Annotated in this window: 13 protein-coding genes and 1 pseudogene; 7 read left to right on the top strand and 7 right to left on the bottom strand. The window is 43.3% G+C overall.

Going from position 1 to position 22,197, the window contains the following annotated elements; translation table 11 throughout:
* Nucleotides 1-246 precede the first annotated feature (246 nt).
* The gene (gene yihA / locus QJS82_RS10655) at nt 247-1,050 is read left to right on the top strand and encodes a ribosome biogenesis GTP-binding protein YihA/YsxC (protein WP_281490455.1); all 804 of its coding nucleotides are present in this window, start codon (nt 247-249) and stop codon (nt 1,048-1,050) included.
* 188 nt (nt 1,051-1,238) lie between these two features.
* Here the strand turns inward: yihA and QJS82_RS10660 are convergent, their stop codons facing one another.
* The gene (locus tag QJS82_RS10660; RefSeq protein ID WP_281490456.1) at nt 1,239-1,952 is read right to left on the bottom strand and encodes an HAD family hydrolase; all 714 of its coding nucleotides are present in this window, start codon (nt 1,950-1,952) and stop codon (nt 1,239-1,241) included.
* Between the two features lie 154 nt (nt 1,953-2,106).
* A complete protein-coding gene (locus tag QJS82_RS10665; protein WP_281490457.1) occupies nt 2,107-3,117 on the bottom strand; it encodes an RluA family pseudouridine synthase in 1,011 nt (336 codons plus the stop codon).
* A 1,266-nt stretch (nt 3,118-4,383) separates the two neighbouring features.
* On the opposite strand from QJS82_RS10665, the gene QJS82_RS10670 reads away from it, so the two are divergent.
* The gene (locus QJS82_RS10670) at nt 4,384-8,799 is read left to right on the top strand and encodes an Rne/Rng family ribonuclease (RefSeq protein WP_281490458.1); all 4,416 of its coding nucleotides are present in this window, start codon (nt 4,384-4,386) and stop codon (nt 8,797-8,799) included.
* A gap of 179 nt (nt 8,800-8,978) precedes the next feature.
* On the opposite strand, the gene QJS82_RS10675 is transcribed toward QJS82_RS10670, so the two are convergent.
* Nucleotides 8,979-9,902 (bottom strand): DUF808 domain-containing protein, encoded by a 924-nt coding sequence (locus QJS82_RS10675; RefSeq protein WP_281490459.1) that lies wholly within the window; start codon nt 9,900-9,902, stop codon nt 8,979-8,981.
* Nucleotides 9,903-10,304: 402 nt separating this feature from the next.
* Here QJS82_RS10675 and QJS82_RS10680 point away from each other — a divergent pair, with 402 nt between their 5' ends.
* The 5 genes from QJS82_RS10680 to QJS82_RS10700 all read left to right on the top strand — a co-directional run bounded on the left by QJS82_RS10680 (nt 10,305) and on the right by QJS82_RS10700 (nt 16,339).
* Nucleotides 10,305-11,165, top strand: coding sequence for a DsbC family protein (locus tag QJS82_RS10680; RefSeq protein ID WP_281490460.1), 861 nt, complete (start codon nt 10,305-10,307; stop codon nt 11,163-11,165).
* A gap of 225 nt (nt 11,166-11,390) precedes the next feature.
* On the top strand, nt 11,391-12,740 hold the full coding sequence (locus tag QJS82_RS10685; protein ID WP_281490461.1) for a homoserine dehydrogenase: 1,350 nt from the start codon (nt 11,391-11,393) through the stop codon (nt 12,738-12,740).
* A gap of 138 nt (nt 12,741-12,878) precedes the next feature.
* Nucleotides 12,879-14,060, top strand: a complete 1,182-nt coding sequence (locus tag QJS82_RS10690; protein ID WP_281490462.1) for a thiolase family protein — start codon at nt 12,879-12,881, stop codon at nt 14,058-14,060.
* A 505-nt stretch (nt 14,061-14,565) separates the two neighbouring features.
* Complete coding sequence (locus QJS82_RS10695) at nt 14,566-15,414, top strand: PRC and DUF2382 domain-containing protein (RefSeq protein ID WP_281490463.1); 849 nt, start codon at nt 14,566-14,568, stop codon at nt 15,412-15,414.
* Nucleotides 15,415-15,589: 175 nt separating this feature from the next.
* On the top strand, nt 15,590-16,339 hold the full coding sequence (locus QJS82_RS10700; RefSeq protein WP_281490464.1) for a YsnF/AvaK domain-containing protein: 750 nt from the start codon (nt 15,590-15,592) through the stop codon (nt 16,337-16,339).
* A 146-nt stretch (nt 16,340-16,485) separates the two neighbouring features.
* Here QJS82_RS10700 and QJS82_RS10705 read toward each other — a convergent pair whose 3' ends face one another.
* The 4 genes and pseudogenes from QJS82_RS10705 to tnpA all read right to left on the bottom strand — a co-directional run bounded on the left by QJS82_RS10705 (nt 16,486) and on the right by tnpA (nt 22,074).
* Nucleotides 16,486-17,037, bottom strand: a complete 552-nt coding sequence (locus tag QJS82_RS10705; protein WP_281490465.1) for a hypothetical protein — start codon at nt 17,035-17,037, stop codon at nt 16,486-16,488.
* A 229-nt stretch (nt 17,038-17,266) separates the two neighbouring features.
* Nucleotides 17,267-20,041: a preprotein translocase subunit SecA gene (gene secA / locus QJS82_RS10710; protein ID WP_281490466.1), complete on the bottom strand. Its 2,775-nt coding sequence runs from the start codon at nt 20,039-20,041 to the stop codon at nt 17,267-17,269.
* A gap of 357 nt (nt 20,042-20,398) precedes the next feature.
* Nucleotides 20,399-21,679: pseudogene (locus QJS82_RS13775) on the bottom strand (RNA-guided endonuclease TnpB family protein).
* A complete protein-coding gene (gene tnpA / locus QJS82_RS10725; protein WP_201629848.1) occupies nt 21,676-22,074 on the bottom strand; it encodes an IS200/IS605 family transposase in 399 nt (132 codons plus the stop codon). Before tnpA ends, QJS82_RS13775 begins: the two are co-directional and overlap by 4 nt.
* Nucleotides 22,075-22,197 lie beyond the last annotated feature (123 nt).

A 22,197-nucleotide genomic window follows, 5' to 3' on the forward strand; every position in this document is an offset into this window, starting at 1 on the left:
AAGAGCCGATTTACTTGAAAGTTATTTTAAGGCTATGTCGCCAATAGGATGTAATTAATATAAGGGTAATGGCCGTTATTTCAATAACTAAGCGCCGTAATAGTATAGAATAGGCGGTATCCTAAAACCCTTATATGATTGAAGTCTTATTTTTCCAGCGCACCTATTCCATACGCTGCTGTAAGCACTGCTTAATTCAAAAACTTTTATTACCGTATCCAATTTTTCAAGATTAATGAGTCACTTATGAGTACCCCGTTCAAAGATGTCGCCGCTGAACACGCGGATTTTAATACCAAAGCCCGTCAACGCATTCAGCAAACTGAATTTCTAATGTCTGCGCCAACTTTTCGCCTTTGTCCACCTGATGTTGGGCTAGAGATTGCCTTTGCTGGACGTTCAAACGCTGGTAAATCATCCGCTATTAATGCACTGACCAATCAGCGTCAGTTAGCACGCTCGTCTAAGACACCTGGCCGTACGCAGATGATTAACTTTTTTAGTATTGGCGATAGTGATAGACGTTTGGTTGATTTACCCGGTTACGGTTATGCGGCCGTACCGCTTGAGATGAAAAAAGAATGGCAGGTTGAGTTAGAGGAATATCTCGTATCGCGCTCAAGCCTTGCAGGTTTGGTGCTGATGTCAGATATCCGTCATCCCCTGAAGTTCTTTGACGAGCAAATGCTGCATTGGGCAAAAGATGGTGATCTGCCGGTGCATATCTTGCTGACCAAAGCCGATAAGCTTAAATATGGTGCTTCCAAAAACGCACTACTAAATACTCGTAAAAGGCTGAAGCAATTGGGCTTAAACTGTACCATTCAGCTATTTTCAGCGTTAAGAAAAGAAGGGCTTGATGAGCTGGCAGGCGTCATGGGCAACTGGTATGAGTATCAGCTGGATGCCAATAAAATTATTGAGTCCTCTTTTGCTTTGCTAGAAGGTGCTGAGCTAGAAGACGCGATTGCAAAGGACGCTGCTCAAACAGGCAATGTTGAGAAAGATAGTGCTGAACAAGATAATGTTGAAAAGGACAGTACTGAATAAGACGGCAAGTAAACCTCATGGTTTTCGCCAGTCACGATTTTCGCCAGTCACGATTTTCGCCAGTCACGATTTTTGTCAGTTACAGTTTTTAACCAGTCACAGTTTCAGCCAAAAAGGGTTTATCGCTAATAACGATAAACCCTTTTTGATTTTTATGACCATCTTTTACCATTTAAACGAATGCTTATTTAAGCACACAATAGCTCAGCTAATGCTTGCGGGGTATCTACTTGATAAGTTGGCTGCTCGGCGGCAAGCTCGCTACTCGACGCCGTACCATAATTGACCGCAATACTGGTCATGCCCAAACGGTTGGCCATTTGGATATCATAAATACTGTCGCCGATAAATACCGCCTGCGAGATGGGCTGCTTGGTATGGTCTAAAATATCACTCAGCATTTGTGGGTCAGGTTTTGAGCCCGACTCATCAGCGCAGCGCGTGATAGCAAAATAATGATGACTGTCAGAACCATCTAATACCCGATCTAAACCCTTTCTTTTCTTACCAGTGGCGACCGCAAGCTGCTTATCTTGCTGTTGCAAGGTTTGCAGCATAGTTTCGATAGGCGCAAAGAACGGCGTACGATGGCTGTTTGGAATATAATAATCCGCATAACTTTGCTGAATGGCTAGCTTTTGCGCAGCGGTTGCTTGCGGATATAAAATCTCAATGCCATTCATTAGACTCAGGCCGATAATGTCTTTCACGGCCTGATCGGTGGTGGTAAAGCCATGCGCCTCGCCTGCTACGTGCATTGACTCAACGATTAAGCCAATCGAATCCATCAAAGTGCCATCCCAATCAAAAATAATCAGCGTTTTGTCTGCTAAGTGGTGCTCGGCTGCTAATTTAGAAGTATTAGCGGTTGCTAATGTATGAGCGAGTGATGCTGTTGTCATGGACTAACCCTTAACGATTCATCGTAAATGGCGGATGTGAAAACGTCACGGTCACTTATTTGGCTAAAACATGCCCTTATAAGTCACTGTGACGTTTGTGCTTCATACTGAATATTAATATAAAAACTGAGAATGGAATATCAGTCCTTTAAGCTTATTCAGGTAGTTTAATGTCTGCTGGTAACCAAGCTACCATCTCATCTGGTAATGGCGCAGTAATGCTCTCATAGCCGGGAATGTCCAAACGCCACGCATGTAAGCACAGACGATGCACGCCAGACTTGTCATGCACGTTGTATTTATCATCACCTAAGATAGCATGACCAATATGTGCCAAATGCACACGGATTTGATGAGTACGACCGGTCAGTGGCTTAGCTTCAATCAAACTGACTGGCTGATTGGTCAGCATAAAGCGACCATGAACGATAATATCTGTCTGACTTTCTTTAGCTTGCGCATCTTGTGCATCTACTTTTACGCGGCGCTCACCACTAGCCAGTGTATAGCGCAATAATGGCGCATCGATACGCTGCTCGTTCAGTGCAGGTTGACCTTTGGCGATACATAGATAGTGCTTTTGGATAGTCTTGTCGACCAGATGCTGTTGTAGGGCTTTTAGCGCTGAGCGTTTCTTAGAAATCATCAGCAGACCTGAGGTATCTTTATCGATACGATGAATCAGCTCTAAGTACTTTTTGCCCGTCACTTCGCGCATGGCTTCAATAACGCCAAAATCTAAACCACTACCGCCATGAACGGCGATGCCCGATGGTTTATTCAATACGATTAAACCTTCATCTTCGTAGACCACACGTGCCAATAAACTCTTGGCAAATTCGGTACTGATAATAGGTTTATCACGGGTGGCTAGCTGAACAGGCGCAATACGTACGACGTCTTCACGCTGTAATCTGTCATGCGCTTTACAGCGCTTATTATTGACGCGCACTTCATCAGAGCGAATCATTTTATAGATATGCGGTTTAGGCAAGCCTTTTAGACGATTGAGTAAAAAGTTGTCCAAGCGCTGATCATGCTGATGGCGAGTGACTTCAAGGTAGTTGACCTTTTCAAAGTTACTAATTTCGTCATCGGCACTTTGCGGGCGCGTTTTGCTATTAAAGATAGCCGGAGCTTCGTGGATAGGTTCGTCGTTTGTCATTTTGTCGTTTGTCATTTTTAGTTAGGTATTTACATAAAGATTTGCTATAGTTTAGCATGTTGAGCGCCAATTAAGCAGAGGCTGCGACAATAATTCATCGTTGTTACAGACAGTATAGCGCCATTTTTACTGCTGGTCAGTACTGGTTAGTTAAGCGCTGCCTGCTATAAAATCTGCCAAGCTTGTGTGTTTCATCTGATTTTAAGGGTGTTATATCCCTTGATATACCCTATAATGCCCCATAAATTGTAAGAACAACGCTGACATTTATATTAGTACAAAACAGTATTAGTACCAGATAAGTTATCAGCATAAGATTGTTTATCATTACAGAATATTGTGACATTAGACAACATCGCTTTGATAGATTGTTAAAACAATTTTATCAAACGATAACAACATAACATTTACTCACTACCGCATAACCACGACTTGCCTTGATAACTATTTATGATCATACATAATTATTTATCATCCAGTCCTTTAGGCGCGCAGATGAGCAAGTATGGGTCGTTTAGAGCCAGAATCGAGCATCATTAACTGATTGTCGATAGCTGCCTGAGTATTGGTGGTCAAACAGAGGACGATAAGTAGAATAGACAAGAGACACCGTGCCGATAAGCCGGTCATTTATTCTGTTTGCCAAGTACGCCCCGCTGATGACGAAAGCAGCGCCACCTAGCTTTGAGACACCCCAGATATTACTGACGTTATACCCAAAAGAACGATAAATAAAGAATGACCAATTGCTTCACCTAAAAGGATAACCGCTGCACGGCACTATTTTATACGATAACACTTATATAATAGTCCTTAATGACAGCGATATTATTGCTAGACCTTGATTGATTACTGTGACAGCACGATGCTTTTTTAGTACCTGTGACCTCTTGACTCTCAGTCATTATCCACCGCCACCCTTACAACGTGCGCTGACCCTCAAACTGGATAAGATGACTGCTAATAAAAGACCACTAACTTGCTCCTGCATTAATCATTAGAACAAGCCTATTCATAATAACTCTATAGATAGTAGCCTTACACCCTATCTTATCTATATGAATGTTACCGACATTAGCATACCTTATCGCTAATACATTTTAGGTCAAAAAGCGATTGCGAAAAGCCCGCGCGCTTAACTGCATTTATGCTTTACGTTCTACCGCTCATTAACGTCTGCTCAGGCTAATTGTATTATTAGCCACACTTGCCACCCTGCCCTAAAGCCTGTCTCGTCGTTGTTCTGCGTACTCATAGGATACCAATATGAAACGCATTTTAATCAACGCTACTCAAAACGAAGAAATTCGTGTTGCCCTTTGTAAAGGCAATCATCTTTATGATTTCGATTTAGAAAACCGTACCCGCGAACAAAAAAAATCCAACATTTATAAAGGTCATGTGACCCGTGTCGAGCCTTCGCTTGAAGCGGTATTTGTCGAATATGGCTCACAGCGTCAAGGCTTCTTACCGATTCGTGAAATTTCTGCTGAATATTTAAGCGGCAATCCACGCGATGAAAACATCAAAAAACTGATCAAAGAAGGTGACGAACTCATCGTCCAAGTTGAAAAAGAAGAGCGTGGTAATAAAGGCGCGGCTTTATCAACTTATGTGTCACTAGCAGGTCGTTATTTGGTTTTAATGCCGAACAACCCTCGTGGCGGCGGTATTTCACGTCAAATCTCGGGGAAATTGCGCGAAGATATGAAGCGTATGCTTGGCAGCTTAGATTTGCCAAAAGGCATGAGCGTTATCATTCGTACTGCTGGTATTGGCAAAACCCAAGAAGACTTGCAGCATGACTTAAACCACTTGCTTAATATCTGGCAAGCTATTCAAGAACAAAATCAAAAATATCCTTCACCGCGTTTGGTGCATCAAGAAGCTGGCGTCGTGACGCGCGCCGTGCGTGATTATCTACGTGATGATATTGCTGAGATTTGGATCGATAACGAAAACGCTTATATCGAAGCGGCAGGTTTTATCGACGCGGTGATGCCAAAACAAGCTGAAAAGCTACGTAAATACACCGATTATGAGCCAATGTTTTCACGCTTTAATATCGAAAAACAAATCGAAACGGCCTATCAGCGTGAAGTACGTTTGCCATCAGGTGGCTCAATCGTTATTGACCAGACTGAAGCCTTGGTGTCTATCGATATTAACTCCGCCAAGTCGACCAAAGGTTCAGACGTTGCTGAAACTGCTTATCATACCAACTTAGAAGCCGCCGATGAGATTGCTCGTCAATTGCGTCTACGTGATATGGGCGGCTTGATTGTCATTGATTTCATCGATATGAATGACAATAAACACCAAAAAGAAGTTGAAAAACGTTTGGTTGATGCGACCAAATATGACCGCGCCCGCGTACAGTTTGGTGATATCTCTAAATTTGGTTTGATGGAAATGAGCCGTCAGCGTCTGCGTCCATCACTAGAAGAATCGACTGGCTATATCTGCCCGCGCTGTCATGGTAATGGCATGATTCGTGATTTGCGTTCGCTGTCACTATCTATTATGCGTCAAATTGAGCAAATCGCCTTAAAAGAACGTCAAGGTGAAGTACAGGCAGAAGTACCGACTGATATCGCTGCTTTCTTATTAAATGAAAAGCGCGATGCCTTGGTTTACTTGGAACAAGACAGTGGTACGCGTATTACCATTTTGCCGCATGCACATTTAGAATCGCCAAACTTTAAGCTGCACTTTAACCGTGACGGCTTTGCCCCATCAAGCTATGAACGTATTACGGATACAGCTCAAGAACATAGCGATTTGGGTTATGAAGTTGACTGGCAAACCGCTGAAAAAGAGCGTCCTGAGCAGCAGCCGACGCGCCAGCCACGCCAAATAGCCGATAACAGCAGTAATAATAACAGTAACAACAGTCAAGCGCATACAAGCGCCAATACCCAGCAAAGTGCGCCGAGCCAGCAGCAGAATACGACCAGTCATAGTAATGACCATCGTAGCAATACCAATGCTAGCAATACCAATGCTAGCAATGTTTCATCAGCGCGGGCGCCGCAGACACATCCGCAAACACAAGCGCCGACACAAAGTGCACCGGCTGTTGTGGCTACAGCTGCGCCAGTAGTAACCCAAACTGCTCCTGTTGCTGCCCAACCGCAAGCCGTTGCTTGGTTGTCCAATTTATTTGCACAAGCGCCGCAGGCACAGACCACTCATAGCGTCAGTAGTCGTGATGCCGCTGAAGCTATTGAAGCACTGGTCAATACAGGCGCCCAAAGCTTAGGCTCGTTTGGGCAAGTTGATAACAGTGTGCTTACTGATAACAATCAAGCTACAGCTGCGCCGCAAGAGAGCAATCAACAAGCCAATAATCAGCCGTCAAACGCCAATCGTCAGCAGACGTCTAACAACACAGCTGATGACAATAACGATGCTGAAGAAAGAAGAAGACGTAAGCCACGTAAATCACGCCCTTCTAAGACGCGCCAAAGAAAAGAGCCGTCAGATGAAACGAGTGATAACGTCGCTGACGATACGACAGACAGCAGCAGTAGCGCTGATAACAAAGAATCGAACAGCCAAGATAAACGTCAGCAGGATAACAGACGCCCTAACGACCGTAATCGTAATAATCGTCAAGACAGCGCTCGCAATGGTAATGAGAGCAACGGAAATAGCAAAGGCAATGAACGTCATGAGCGCACCGACGCTGATGACAAAAGCGCCAATGCTGCAGACGAGCAAACTCGTGCTAAGCGTAAATCAAATAGCCAACGTCACTCACGCGGCAAACTTGAGCGCGGTGAGACGTTAAGCGCTGACAATGCACAGCAAAGCACTAAAGAGGCTAATAGTGGCAATGGCAAAAGCCAATCCAGCTCACGCCGCAATCAAGACCCTAATGAAGTTATATTACAGGTCAATGAAGCAGCCACGGAACTCAAATCGCCAGAAGTGGTACATTTATCCTTAGATGACAGTAAATCTGTAACAGCTACTCGCCAAGCACCTGAAAAGCAAAGCGCTGAGAAAGCTAGCAATGAAGCTGATAAGCAGAAAGCAAGTCAGGAAGACAGCACTCCGAAAAATGCGGATAAGCCGGAAGCTGTTGAGCAAAAGACTGACAGTCAAGCTGCTAAAAACAGCCGTGACTCGGTTGATAACAGTGAAAAAAACAGTAAGCAAGTTGATACAGCTGAAGCTGTTAACAGTGATGCAGCTCATCTAGAAGAAGCAAAAATAGCAGAGCCAAAAACCGACCAAGCACAACCAAGCGCTACTGAAGCTAAGGTGCAAATGTCTGATGCTAAGTCTGTAGACGATACTAAAGTCGCCGCTAAAAAAGTTGCTGCTAAAGAAGCAGGTGCAGATGAGCAAGCAACGTCTAACAGCAGTGATGTTCAAACTGACCGTCCAGCTGATAGCCAAAAGGTTGCTGAAAGTCAAAAGGTTGCTGAAAGTCAAAAGCCAGTAGATGTCACTGCTGAAAATGAAGTAGCTACAGAGAAAGCTCAGGAAACCGCTTCTGATGTTGCTACTGATGCTAAGGCTGACGATGCCAGCAACAGCAAGCAACCAGCGTTTGAGCTTAACCATGACGCCTTGTTTGCCAAGCGTTACGTGACGGCCAATAAGTTTGGTCAAGCCAGCAATGACCCACGTCTGGTACGTCGTCAGCAGGCTCAAACACCGATAACTAAAAAATCGGTCGCTGAAATGCCTCAGGCAAATCAGCAAGACAAGCCAACCGCTGTAAACGTACCAGCTATCCGTGGTACGGTTGGTGAGTTTATCCGTGCGACGCTACCAGAGGCGCAAGCGCGCTTAGCAGCAGAGGGTGTTATCAACTGCTTTAATGCTGCTATTGCCTTGCATGTTGAGCAAGCTCAAGCCGCTACTACTGACGAGGACAAGGTTAAAGTCGATAGCAGTAATGAGCCTAAAGTAGTGACTGGCGAAGCTGCTAATCAAGACTTCAACTTTAGCAACTATGGTTATCAACCTTTAGCAGCAGATTATATCGCCCGCTTTGAGAAGATGACGCAAGCGGTCAGTCAGTTTGCCGCCGCGCAAGGTAAAACAGCCGTTGAACCACGCGCTATTAGCAAGCGCGCAAGCAACGACCCACGCGGTCAGCATCCTGGCTATCAGGAAGTAGCTGTAGTTACCACGTCTGAAGCGCCTGCAGATGACGCTTTAGCAGCCGACAGCGACGTCGATGTTCATGTAGATGCCCATAAAGTAGAAGCAAATGCGCTTGCAAATCAAGGTCAGACAGACGATGTCAGCGCCGATAGTGAGCAGCTGTTAAAGGTTGAGCAAGCACTAGAAGAAGGAAACGCGGCGCAATCTGATATTGAAGCAGTGAAGGCGGAAGACGTTAAAGCAGCAGAAGATGCTGATACTGAAACCAGCGTTTCTGATGTCGAGCAAAGCGAAACTGAGCAAGCGCCTGAGCCAACTGAACAAGTATCAGAGCCAGCGACAAAAGAAGAAATTCAAGCAGCGAAGTCAAAAACAACCATCGCCAGTTATAAAAACATGATTGAAAATGTGGCTGAGCAACTGTTGCCACAAAAAGGCATGTTTAACTTAACCACGCCAAAAGTACCTAAGGCGCGCACGCGTAAGCCGAAGACTGAGCATAAGAAGCCAACGCAGGCGGAAAAATCAGAATCTGACGATACTGATAGCGAAAGCTAATCGCCTTTTATAAATAGTCTTTCAGAAAATGTAAAAGCCCCAAAGTTCTTAGCAACTTTGGGGCTTTATCTTGTTCAATGTAGTTATTTATCAATAGCGGTTTTTATCAACAGTGCTTATTATAAATACGACCCATTAGTAGTCAAAACTTTGAAGACTCAGCGTTTTTGAGAATAAGCTTAATGTGCAGAAGTCGCGTCTTTATTGCGTATTTTGTTAATCACCGTCAACAAAGCAACGATAGCAGCACCAATAATAAAGCCGATAACACCATTTAATAACGCCGTGGTAAAGCTCTCAAAAATGCCCGTTAAATGGGCGATATCTTCAACTTCATGGTGTAAAAAATTAATACCGTGTACCAAGATACCACCACCGACTAAGAACATCGCCAAAGTACCAGCGATCGACAAAAACTTCATCAATTTAGGTGCTGCCGCAAATAAAACCTTACCGACTTTTTGAGTAAACTTGCCGTCTTTCTCCATCATATGTAGGCCCACGTCATCGATTTTAACGATACCGGCGACCAAACCATAAATACCAACGGTAATACCAATGGCTAAAATAGACAGCACTAAGCTGCGCTGTAACAAAGTAGCCGTTGCCGTCGCGCCTAACGCGATGACGATAATCTCTGCCGATAAAATAAAATCGGTACGTACCGCCCCTTTGATTTTTTCTTTTTCAAAGGCGACCAAATCGACCGTTTCATCGGCGTTGGCTTGTCGGCGTGCATTTTGTTCTTCATCATCAGGTATGGCATGCGGCCAAAATCGGTGAATGACTTTTTCAGCACCCTCATAAACCAAAAACAAGCCGCCACACATAAGTAAAAAGGTAATTAAAGGCGGATAAATGGCACTAATAAGAATTGCCGCTGGCACCAAAATAAGCTTATTGATAAATGAGCCTTTGGCGACCGCCCAAATTACTGGAAGCTCACGATTTGCTTTGACACCCGACACTTGCTCAGCGTTAAGCGCTAAATCGTCACCCAACACCCCCGCGGTTTTTTTGGCGGCGACCTTAGTCATGACCGACACGTCATCTAATATCACACTGATATCATCAAGTAGGGTTAATAAACTGGCACCTGCCATATGGGCTCCTTAGAAAATTAGAAAAATTGTTTTAGTAAATGATTGGGATATAGTTTAATTGAGAGATAGCTTATAAGAAACGGTTATAAATAGTAGCCTACCTAGACATAAGCCGAGATGAAATAGTGCAAATGTATTTTATTTCTCTTGTTGTAACATTTATCTATAAATTGTAGATTTGATAATGCTAAAACTCACCTTTAGTGGTTATTTATAAAAATATGCTAATATGACAGCTATTGCCACTTATCTTTTATTATCAATAAATTGTATATCACCATTGCAATATATCGCCCTGATAACAAAATCTAGTGAATATGCGGCAAGCGTTTACACATTTTTTACTGCCCTCTTTTTTATATCTATATCTTGCTTAGGCACGACTGCCTAAAGGAACACCCTATGTTTTTACGTTCTTTTTCTAAAACTACCGCTATTCATGATACATTTTCTCGCAAGCCTTTATCTCATATGATGATGGGTGCGTTGCTAGTCGTGGTTGCGGCGGGCTGCTCTAATAATGCGGCTGATGCAACCAGTAATACAGGCATCGTCAATAGTGCAGAAGCCAAAGTTAGTACCGCGCAGGTGGCAGCCGATAACGATTCAGCAGTGGTAAAAGCCTTACAAGCAAACTTAAAAGCTTCAGGCATTGAAGAAAACATTCTTTCAGCCGTACCAACGGACATGAAAGATATTTATTGGGTAACGGCATCGGGCTTACCGTCTTTCTTTACTGATAAATCTGGTAAACATATTATCCAAGGGCAAATTATCGCCGTTGGCGCAGAAGCACCGGTTGATATCAGTGGCGCTTTGGTTGCCAAAACCGCGCAAGAAGCGCTAAAAGCAGTCGACAAAAAAGACATGATTATTTATCCTGCTAAAGGCGAAACCAAATCTGTCGTGTATTCCTTTACCGATGCCGATTGTCCTTATTGCACCAAGCTTCATGAAGAGATAGATGACATCAATGCGCGTGGTATTGAAGTGCGTTATTTGGCATGGCCGCGCAGCGAAGGCAGTATCCCAAAGATGGAAGCTATCTGGTGTAGCGAAGATCGTATTGCCGCCATGAATCAGGCAAAAATGGGCGCTAACGTCCAAGCTCCTAGCTGTAATAGTCCGGTAAAATCGCAAATCGAGCTTGGTATGGCACTGGGCGTTCGTGGTACACCCGCTATCTTTACCGAGTCTGGACAGCAAATCGGTGGTTATTTACCGGCTGCACAATTGGCACAAACAGCGATTGATGCCAGCTAATCGTTTGCCCTGATATTATTGACTTTGGCGACAGTGAGTTTGGGTAGACGCCACAAGCGCTTGTCGGTATGATACGATAAAGCGCTTGGCGATATTAGTCGTATATTTTTACACCGTTCTTCCTTATATCAGCACTCTTTATATCAACCCTTTTATACCAGCGTTTTTATGTAAGAGCCTGTATAGAAGCATTCTTATCCAACTCTATAATCTCTTGAGGATACTGTGAGCAAATCCATCAAACTAGCGATACTTGGTCTCGGCACCGTCGGAACGGGCGTGATCAACCTAATTAATGATAATTTAGATGAGTTAAAACGCCGTAGCGGACGCGATATTGTGATTACCGAAGTCGGTACCCGTCGTCAGCGCGATGATATCGACCCGAACATTATTCAAAACAGTGACCTGATGGCAGCCGCTGCCAGTGACAATGTCGATATTGTCATCGAAGTGATTGGCGGTACGACGTTGGCTAAAGACGTGATTATGCATGCCATCAAAAACGGCAAACATGTGGTCACCGCCAATAAAGCCCTGCTCGCTGAACACGGCAATGAGATTTTTGCCTTTGCGGAAGCCCACAATGTCCATGTTGCTTATGAAGCAGCAGTGGCAGGCGGTATTCCAATTATTAAAGTCATGCGCGAAGGCCTTGCTGCCAATAAGATTGAGTGGTTAGCAGGTATCATTAATGGTACTGGCAACTTTATCATGACCGAAATGCGTGATAAAGGTCGCCCGTTTGCCGATGTATTGAAAGAGGCGCAAGAGCTTGGCTATGCCGAAGCCGATCCGACTTTTGATGTTGAAGGCATTGATGCTGCTCATAAGCTCGCCCTTCTTGCCTCTATTGCCTTTGGTATTCCACTACAGTTTGATAAAGTTTACTGTGAAGGTATTACTGCTATTACTTTGCAAGACGTCAACTACGCTGAAGAGCTTGGCTATCGCATCAAGCATCTAGGCTTTGCTGTACGCCGTGAAGGCGATGGCTCAGGTGACAATAGTACGGCGGGTATTGAGCTGCGCGTCCATCCGACGCTTATTCCACAAAATGCCCTACTTGCCAACGTTAATGGCGTCAAAAATGCGGTACTGGTCAATTCTCACCCGCTTGGACAAACGCTCTATTGCGGCGATGGCGCAGGTGCCGGTGCAACTGCTTCTGCGGTGATGGCTGATGTGATGGATTTGGTTCGTGTTCTTGGTAGTAAAGATAGCAACAATGAAAGCACGAATGGTCACCATGTGCCACATCTAGCCTTTATTCCAGAACAATTATCAGACACGCCTATCTTACGCGCTGAGCAAATGATTACCGGTTATTATCTGCGTGTACATGCGCATGACAATCCTGGGGTATTGGCTGATATCACGCGCATCTTAAGCGATGCGGGTATCAATATCGATGCCATTTTACAAAAACCTGCCCATAAACTTGGTCAAGTACCGGTAATTATCTTGACGCTGCCTGTGGTTGAAAGTCAGATGAATATTGCCATTGAAAAAATAGAAAAGCTCGATACTATTACTGATAAAGTAGTGCGTATCCGCTTAGATGAGCTGGCGTAATTTATCCAGCGCTTAAGCTGTATGACTCATTAAGCCAGACCGCTATTAGTACCTAAGCGGATGGCTTTAGCTTAACTGTTTTATTTTAATGATTAAAAATAGCACTTTCGTTTCAAAACTTAAAAGGGAAGAAGAATAATGTCAAATGATGCAATTGTAATTTTAAACGGCGCACGTACTCCAATGGGCGGCTTTCAAGGCGCACTTAAAGACATGAGCGCCACAGAATTGGGCGCTGCTGCTATTAAAGCCGCTGTTGAGCGTTCAGGCGTAAGCGTTGATAATATTGATGAAGTCATCATGGGCTGTATCTTGACCGCCGGTCTTGGTCAAGGCCCTGCTCGTCAAGCCATGCGTAAAGCAGGTCTAAATGATGCAACGGGCGCCGTTACTATTAATAAACTTTGTGGTTCAGGTCTAAAAGCGGTCATGCAAGCGCACGATGGTATTAAAGCGGGCAGCTTTAACGTGGCAGTTGCAGGTGGCATGGAATCAATGACCAACGCTCCTTATATTATGCCAGGGTCGCGCGGCGGCTATCGCATGGGACATAAAGAAGTCAAAGACCATATGTTCTTAGACGGTCTAGAAGACGCTGAAACTGGTAAGCTGATGGGTCAATTTGCCCAAGAAATGGCCAATGAAAAAGGCTATACGCGTGAGCAAATGGATGATTTTGCCATTGAGTCGCTTAACCGTGCGTTGACAGCCATTAAAGATGGTCATTTTAAAGATGAAGTTACGCCAGTTACTTTCAAAACTCGTAAAGGCGAGCAAAGCGTCGATACTGATGAGCAGCCAGCCCTTGCCAATGCGGAGCGTATCCCTACCCTACGCCCAGCTTTCGCTAAAGACGGTACGATTACCGCGGCAAACGCCAGCTCAATCTCAGACGGCGCGGCAGCTGTTTTGATGATGAAAGAGTCACAAGCAAAAGAGGAAGGCTTAGATTATCAAGCACGTATCGTAGCCGCTGCTTCTCATTCACGTCATCCAAGCGAATTTACCATTGCTCCAGTTGGCGCGATTGAGAAAGTATTGGACAAAGCGGGCTGGTCAGTTGCTGATGTCGACCTATGGGAAATCAACGAAGCGTTTGCAATGGTAACGATGGCTGCGATGGATGAGCTCAACATCGAGCACGCTAAAGTCAACGTCGAAGGCGGCGCTTGTGCCCTTGGCCATCCAGTAGGCTGTTCAGGTGCGCGTATCTTAGTCACGCTTATCAACTCGCTAAAACGTACGGGCGGCAAAAAAGGCGTCGCAACCTTATGTATCGGTGGCGGTGAAGCGGTTGCTGTAGCAATTGAACTGGCTTAGTTTTAGGCTATTTAACCTTTTAACTTCTTAAATTTTAGCGCCTTAAAAAATTTTAAGACCTTAATATTGAGTTAATAGTTCTAAGCGTTAACTGATTTTCTTAGTATTTAAAAACCGTATGGCATTTGGCTATGCGGTTTTTTTATGCGTGAAACTTATAAATCACGAAAATTTGTTTATTGCTGTAAGAAAGCCTTAACTTAAATTTATATAGTGATAGTGAGTTTTACAGCCTATTACACGCACTTACCTCAAGCGCACACTTTGCTACCTTGCTCATATATCTCATTGAAAACTGCACTGTTACGATATAAACAAGTTGATGGAAAGGCTATTTACTAAAGCTATTAATTAGATTGATAACTTAGCTATCCACTAGAGCCGTCTTGGCTTAAGACAACAACTTACCAGTTTCTCAGTAATGCGATTTTTAACGCATTTTACTTTAAAACAATAATTACTAATTTCATTAAATAACATTTACTCATATAAAAGGAAGATAATAATGAGCCAACTAATTCGTTTAAGAGATATCCAAGCGACTCACCGTGACCTTATTGGTGATGACTATTATGACCCAACAGGCAAAACGGCCTATGGCGTCAATGAAGAAAAAATCGGTAAAATAGAAGGCGCTTTAGTAGAAGATACTACCGGTCGCATTCGTTATCTAATCGTTGACGCAGGCGGTTGGTTTAGCTCAAAAGAAGTATTGGTACCAGCAGGTTTAGCACGTATCGTTGGTGATGATGTATTTTTTGATAGCCTAACGCAAGCGCAAGTCGAAGCGATGGAAGTATACGATCACGACTATCAATACAGCTATAAAGAACAGTATGAAAAAGATCGTCAATCATTTGTGGCTGATAGCATTCCAGAAGCTGAGCGTATGGAAATTGCAGACCATACCTATAATGCCCCAAATACGTTAGAGCTTCTAGAAGAGCGCTTGACAGTTAATAAAGATCGTATCGTAGCGGGTTTGGTAAAAGTCGGTAAGCATGTGGTGACCGAAGAGCGTAATATCGACGTCGAGCTAGAAGAAGAACACGCTAATATTCAGCGTACCAATGTAGACCGCCCAACAGACCGCCGTATCGGCGATATTGATGGCAACCAAACCGTGGAAGTTGAGTTAGAAGCGGAACGTGCCCGCGTTAACAAAGAAACTTATGTCTCTGAAGAAGTAAATGTCGGTAAGACAACTGAGCGTCATACTGAAACGATTGCTGAAACCATTCAACGTGAAGAGTTAGATATCGATGGTGATGGTAACGTGGTTGACCGCGCTGGTAATCTTTTTGACCGCGATGATATCACTGCCGAAGATGTACGCCGCGCTCGTGGTATGTAATAAGCAATTCTTTCGCATAGTTCCACCATCTTTGATAAGCAGTTCTTCATAAGATGCATACCTACTATGTGACCGTAATTAGCAGCTGAGTGTTATGCTCAGTAAATAAGACCAGAGCTCGCCTCTGGTCTTTTTTTATACCTATTTATTATATCTGCCCATAAGGAATATGACCATGAACGCCGACGACAATGACATGAAACAGCAGCAAATTAAGCAAGATGCACACTTAGCAACAACGCATGCTTCTTCTTTAGATAGAATAGCCAACCATAGTGGTGAGAATAAATTACCCGCGCCTGATGTAGCTGTATCTGCCTTATCTACTTCCTCCCCTACTTCTAAGTCCAATCAGCCGCAAGCACTAATGGGCAGTGGGCAAGATGGTTTATCCAATAATTCAGCAAATAATCTGTCAAATAATCGAGAAGACACGAAAAATGGTGGTTATCTAGAACTATTAGAAGAACACCCTGTCATTAACAAAGAACGCTTGGATGTCGGCAAGGTAACGGTCACTAAGCATACGCGCACAAAAACCATCGACGTACCTATTGAATTGGTAGAAGAATATATCACTGTACGCACTGATTATTATGATGCAGAAAGTCAGGATTTATTATCAGGTAAGTACGATGATAAAGACATATTACGTCACGTGGAGCCATCGTTAGATAGCAGAGCCGTGGTAACAATCAATGGTAAACAGATTGAGATGGGCGCTGAACCAATTGAGATTATTTTATCGCGTCAAGTGGCGACGATTACCAAAGATACTCATGTGATTCAAGAAGTAGAGATTAATAAAACCACCCATACGCATACCGACAGTATTCAAGTAGAAGTTAAGCATGAAGAGCTTGATGTTACCGAAGAAGGTTTTTTAGCCCATGAACGTGAACGGGGTACTTCGTATAAAGAATAAAGTTATATAAAATCGAGCATTTATTCTAAGAGCTTCAAAAATTAGACCAAAAAAAAGCAACGTCAGGGTTGCTTTTTTTATAAGGTTTTATCTAAATTTAATCAGAAAAAAACCTCATTTTATAAACCTCATTTTATAAACCTATTTTATACTGCTTCTTCTACAGTTGCAGCATCTTCGGCTTTCTTACATTCGTAAGTGCTGACGTTGGTTGCATCTGCACCCGCCGTACGCATCACACCTGTTTCGCGCTCTTTATGAGCCACGCGCCACTGTACAAAGCCTTCACCACCATCGATGGCAGTTTTTGCTTCAAACACTTCAGGGTTAGTCGCATCGTTGGTTTTCGTTAAAGTCACTGTACCTTGGGCAGTCGCAAGAATGACCTGATTATCAGTATCTTTATACGTCGCTTCAACGGCGAGCGCAGGTGAACATGAATAACTTATTTGATTGACGCCGGTATTAACAGAAGCAATCGTATCATCTTCTACGTCGCTGGCAGGCGCATCTACTACCACATCACTAGGCTCGGCAGGATCAGCAGACATGGGTACAGACTGCTCCTTACTGATACTGTCTTCTAGACTTAGCTCTGTCTCTTGCTGTTGTTGACAAGCGCTAAGCGTCATGGCACCCGCCAGTAAACTGGTTAGGACAACAGAGGTACGCAATTTTTTTAATAATTCTACATTCATCACACTCTCCCAAATAAAGATGTTAAACACTATAGCGCGCCCGTAAATTCACGCCTATGTTGAATTTGTAATTAATCGCCAAAAAGACACTGATACTTTTATAATCGTAAGTCTCATACTCATACCAATTATTCGATATAAGTACTAAGGCTATATCTATAAAAAAAGCCCCTATCTATTTTAGATAGGGACTTTTTATCATAACTTAACAATGGTTGATTATCAATGTTTAGATTTTACCATGGCATTGTTTATACTTCAGTCCTGAGCCACAAGGACACGGGGCGTTACGACTGATATTCATACCAGCGTATGGGTCTGGCTCATTTGCACCACCACTACCCGCCACAGCGCCTGCTGCGGTCGCCCCAGCAAGATTGCGGTTTTGTGCAGCGGCTCTATCGGCGCCGCTATCCATGTTATCAATATCGCTGTGCTCAAACTGCATTTGCATCTGTGCCGCATTTTCACGCTGCTGCGCTTCTAATGCAGCAAGCTCTTCTTTGGTCGGGATATGTACGCGTGATAAATCTTGTACCGTCTCAGATTTAATCGCACCAAGCATCATCTGAAACAGCTCAAATGATTCACGCTTATATTCTTGCTCAGGGTTTTTTTGTGCATAACCGCGCAGATGAATACCTTTACGCAGCTGATCCATTTGGGTTAAATGCTCTTTCCAATGCTTATCTAAGCTTTGGAGCATAAAATGACGCTCAAGCTGGGCGGCATCTTTTTCGCCCATTTGCTCACGGCGGCTATGATAACGATCCAAAGCCGTTTGAATGATTTTAGCACGCAAGCCTTCTTCATCTAGGCGGCGATCTTCATCAAGCCAATCGTTAATTGGCATGGCAATCTTGAATTCGTCCTCAAGCTCGTCTTCTAAACCATCGATATTCCACTGGTCATCGATAGAGCCCGGCGGGATAAACTGGTTAATCATGGCATTATAAACTTCATGATGCATGACTTCGATGGCCTCTAACAAATCTAACTCTGCCAGTAAATCATCACGCTGGCTATAGATAACTTTGCGCTGCTCATTGGCGACGTCATCGTATTTCAACAGGTTTTTACGCGCATCAAAATCGCGGCTTTCTACTTTACCTTGAGCGTTCTCAATCGATTTAGAAACCATTTTATGCTCAATGGCTTCATCTTCTTTAAGACCCATGGCGCGCATCATATTAACAACGCGGTCACCGGCAAAGATACGCATCAAGTCATCTTCAAGTGATAAGAAGAAGCGCGACATCCCAGGGTCACCTTGACGACCGGCACGACCACGCAGCTGGTTATCAATACGGCGTGATTCATGACGCTCAGAACCGATAATATGTAGACCGCCAGCGGCAACGACTTGGTCATGCTTGACCTGCCATTGGGCTTTTAAGCGCGCCATCTCTTCTGGACTAACCGAATCAATATCTTCGATAAATGACTGCCAGTTACCACCAAGAATAATATCGGTACCACGACCTGCCATGTTAGTCGCAATCGTCACAGCCTTTGGACTACCAGCCTGTGCGATGATTTCTGCTTCACGCTCATGTTGCTTGGCGTTTAGGACGTTATGCTTGACGCCTTCTTGATCGAGCAAATAAGACAATTCTTCACTGGCTTCAATCGTCGCCGTACCAACCAATACTGGTGCGCCTTTGGCTTGAATTTCTTTAATCTCGCGGATGATACCTTTATACTTCCCTAACTTGGTTAAGAAAATCTGATCATCCATATCGATACGCGCAATCGGCTCGTGGGTTGGAATCACGATGACGTCTAAATCATAAGTGGATTTAAATTCTGCCGCTTCAGTATCAGCTGTACCTGTCATACCTGAAAGTTTGTCATACAGACGGAAGTAGTTCTGGAATGTCGTGGTTGCAAGCGTTTGGTTCTCTGCTTGAATTTCAACATTTTCTTTGGCTTCTACCGCTTGATGCAAACCTTCTGACCAGCGGCGACCGGGCATCGTACGACCAGTGTTTTCATCAACGATAACCACTTCGCCATCATCAACGATATAATGGACGTTTTTAACAAACACATGATGGGCACGGATAGCTGCTTGGACGTGCGCCAATAGTGGCAAACGGCTTGGGCTATACAAGCTTTCGTTTTCGCCAAGCTCGCCAACTTCGATTAAGAAACGCTCAATTTTTTCATAGCCTTTTTCGCTAATCTCGATTTGACGGTTTTTCTCATCAATCCAAAAATCTTCTTCTTCGTTATTCTTATTGGCTTCTTCATCTTTTGAACGAATAAGCACCGGAATAATGGTGTTAATCAGCGCGTACATCCGTGATGAATCTTCGGCTTGACCCGAGATAATCAATGGCGTACGTGCTTCATCAATTAAAATAGAGTCAATTTCATCAATAATACAGAAGTTAAGCGGACGCTGTTTTTTCTCAGCTAAGCTAAAAACCATGTTATCGCGTAGATAATCAAAGCCGTACTCGTTGTTGGTACCGTAAGTGATATCGGCTTGATAAGCGTCAATTTTTTCTTGCGGCGGCTGCTGTGAGTAAATCACCCCAACCGTCATACCCAAAAAGCCAAATAGCGGACGGTTTAACTCAGCATCACGTGCGGCCAAATAATCGTTGACCGTCACTAGATGGACGCCTTTACCACTGATAGCGTTGAGATACATGGCCAAGGTTCCCATTAGGGTTTTACCTTCACCGGTTTTCATCTCAGCAATTTTGCCTTCGTGCAGGGTGATACCACCGATTAGCTGCACATCATAGTGACGCATGCCGTTGACACGTAGCGATGCCTCGCGGCAGACCGCAAACGCTTCTGGTAATAATGCATCTAAGCTTTCACCTTTTTGGTGTCTTGCTTTAAACTCTTCGGTTTTTTGTTGTAATTGCTCATCAGACAGGGCTTGTATCGTAGCCTCATGTGCGTTGATTTTGCTGACCACTTTGCGCATGCGCTTTAATTCGCGGTCATTTTTAGTGCCAACGACACTGCCTATAATCTTTGATAACATAATTTTTTGACCTATGGAAATATTCGATAATTAGTGCGCATTAGCCAAGGCTTCATATGCTGCCGCCTTGTCATCATAGCTATCATAGTCATCACCCGACTAACGTACCACTTAATGAAGTACTGACTAATGACGTGTCGCCTAATGAAGTATCGCCTAATGAAGTATCGCCCAATTAAGTGTGACGTCATTATATATGGTTATGACGTCGATGGATACAAGGGCAATCAGTAGATATTTGCCGACGTAAAAACCTAGTAGGACGTGATGAACTACCCACTACCTAAAGAGGTAGGGGTTTCTTAGGTAATACCCATACTTGATACGATATTTTGTATCAGCGGTTAGGTAAATTGGCTAAGCTAACCCCGCCGCACCGACGGTTTTTGATTGTTCAACCAGCATCAATCCTTGATTTAAGATATTGATGCTGGCGTTGATGTCCCTATTATTTTTTTGCAAACAACTAGGGCAATCCCATGATCGCACTGACAACGGTAATTCAGCTTTACTCAGTAAGTGACCACAGCCTGAGCAAGTTTTAGAGGATGGATACCATCGGTCTATCTTGACAAGCGTTTTACCGTACCATTCTGCCTTGTATGCAAGCATGGTAGTGAAGGTTGACCATGAGCTGTCTGAGATGGCCTTAGACAGCTTTTTATTCTTAACCATACCTTTGACGTTTAAATCCTCTATAGCAATAACATCGTGGTTTTTGATGATTTTGTATGAGAGCTTATGTAGGAAATCTTTGCGGCTATTGGTTATCTTCTCGTACACTTTAGCAACTTTAACCCCACTCTCAACTTATTTTTCTAAGGTATTGGTTTACTTAGTTTTTAAAATTTCAGTTAAAACAATTAAAATTTTAAATTCTATAAAAATCAAAAGCCTACGATAAGTTGAGATTGGCGTAACTTTAACCTTTTGTTTTTGATAGTTGCGACTGTCTGACAACTTACGTTGCTGAGCTTGAGCAACTTCTCTACGTCTGGCTAAAATCTTTTGTTCTCGCGTAAGTTTACCTTGCAGCCTTGATAAAAACTTAGGATTAGCAACCCTACACCCGTCCGATAAGACGATAAAGTCTGTCAATCCTAAATCAATACCTATTCTTAAGCCTGTTTTTGGTAACTCGCTGACAATAGTTTCGACTAAGAGGCTCACATAGTATTTACCCGATGGGCTTTTACTAACCGTAGCGCTCTTGATTAAGCCGTTTATTTTGTCAGGGAATTTAGCGCTGATATGACCAATCTTAGGCAGTTTAACAGTGCTATCTGTGATCGCCACTGTGCCTTTTTGATTGTTAGTGATATAGCTATCACGCTGACCTTTTTTCTTAAATTTAGGAAAGCCCGCGCCTTTAAAGAACTTACTATAAGCAGCTCTTAGGTTTTGCTGGACATTGGCTAGTGCCAAGCTGTCTACTTCCTTTAGCCACTCAAACTCTTTTTTATATTGGGCAGGTGTATTTTTAAGCTCAGTATTGGTTTCTTGGTAATGACTTATTTTATCAGCAAGCATCTTATTCCAGATAAAGCGCGTACAACCAAACGACTTAGCAAGAAATATCTGCTGCTCGTCATTTGGGTATAATCTTACCCTGTAGGCTTTACGGATTTGCTTAGTCATGACTCCCCTTGATTGATAATATATTGCTTAATAACTTCTAGTGGCGCGCCGCCTGTAGTGATTAAGCAAAACGATTGCGACCAAAACTTAGATTCCCAAAGCTTATCTTTAATTCTAGGGTAACCTTTTTTTAGTAAGCGAGAGCTAGCTGACTTATACGCATTAATAAATTTACTGATTTCGGTTTTAGGATGGGCTTTGAATAAAACATGAACATGGTCTTTGTCATGATTCCATTCTAGTAGCTCGATTTTATAGCTCATACCGATTCGTTCAAATATTGCTTTAGCGGCATTAGATATTTCATTATCAAAAACCTCACGGCGATACTTAGTTACCATGATAAGATGGTAGTTTAGCAAAAAGACTGAATGAGCATTAGTATCTAATATCATTGCTATACATAAACTTAATTGATTTACACTGATCGTAAGCCAGTAAAATATCAAAGTCAATAAAATACGTATTCATCTCACCACCTAAGAGGTGGGAGACTTCTGCGCTAAAATGTTAAAATA

Source organism: Psychrobacter maritimus, assembly GCF_029953575.1.
In the GTDB taxonomy this organism is placed as follows: domain Bacteria; phylum Pseudomonadota; class Gammaproteobacteria; order Pseudomonadales; family Moraxellaceae; genus Psychrobacter; species Psychrobacter maritimus.

What these genes read in the sequence shown, in the direction of transcription:
- yihA (WP_281490455.1), top strand. Translation starts at nt 247, where the DNA reads ATGAGTACCCCGTTCAAAGATGTCGCCGCTGAACACGCGGATTTTAAT.
- QJS82_RS10660 (WP_281490456.1), bottom strand. Translation starts at nt 1,952, where the DNA reads ATGACAACAGCATCACTCGCTCATACATTAGCAACCGCTAATACTTCT.
- QJS82_RS10665 (WP_281490457.1), bottom strand. Translation starts at nt 3,117, where the DNA reads ATGACAAACGACGAACCTATCCACGAAGCTCCGGCTATCTTTAATAGC.
- QJS82_RS10670 (WP_281490458.1), top strand. Translation starts at nt 4,384, where the DNA reads ATGAAACGCATTTTAATCAACGCTACTCAAAACGAAGAAATTCGTGTT.
- QJS82_RS10675 (WP_281490459.1), bottom strand. Translation starts at nt 9,902, where the DNA reads ATGGCAGGTGCCAGTTTATTAACCCTACTTGATGATATCAGTGTGATA.
- QJS82_RS10680 (WP_281490460.1), top strand. Translation starts at nt 10,305, where the DNA reads ATGTTTTTACGTTCTTTTTCTAAAACTACCGCTATTCATGATACATTT.
- QJS82_RS10690 (WP_281490462.1), top strand. Translation starts at nt 12,879, where the DNA reads ATGTCAAATGATGCAATTGTAATTTTAAACGGCGCACGTACTCCAATG.
- QJS82_RS10695 (WP_281490463.1), top strand. Translation starts at nt 14,566, where the DNA reads ATGAGCCAACTAATTCGTTTAAGAGATATCCAAGCGACTCACCGTGAC.
- QJS82_RS10700 (WP_281490464.1), top strand. Translation starts at nt 15,590, where the DNA reads ATGAACGCCGACGACAATGACATGAAACAGCAGCAAATTAAGCAAGAT.
- QJS82_RS10705 (WP_281490465.1), bottom strand. Translation starts at nt 17,037, where the DNA reads ATGAATGTAGAATTATTAAAAAAATTGCGTACCTCTGTTGTCCTAACC.
- secA (WP_281490466.1), bottom strand. Translation starts at nt 20,041, where the DNA reads ATGTTATCAAAGATTATAGGCAGTGTCGTTGGCACTAAAAATGACCGC.
- tnpA (WP_201629848.1), bottom strand. Translation starts at nt 22,074, where the DNA reads ATGATATTAGATACTAATGCTCATTCAGTCTTTTTGCTAAACTACCAT.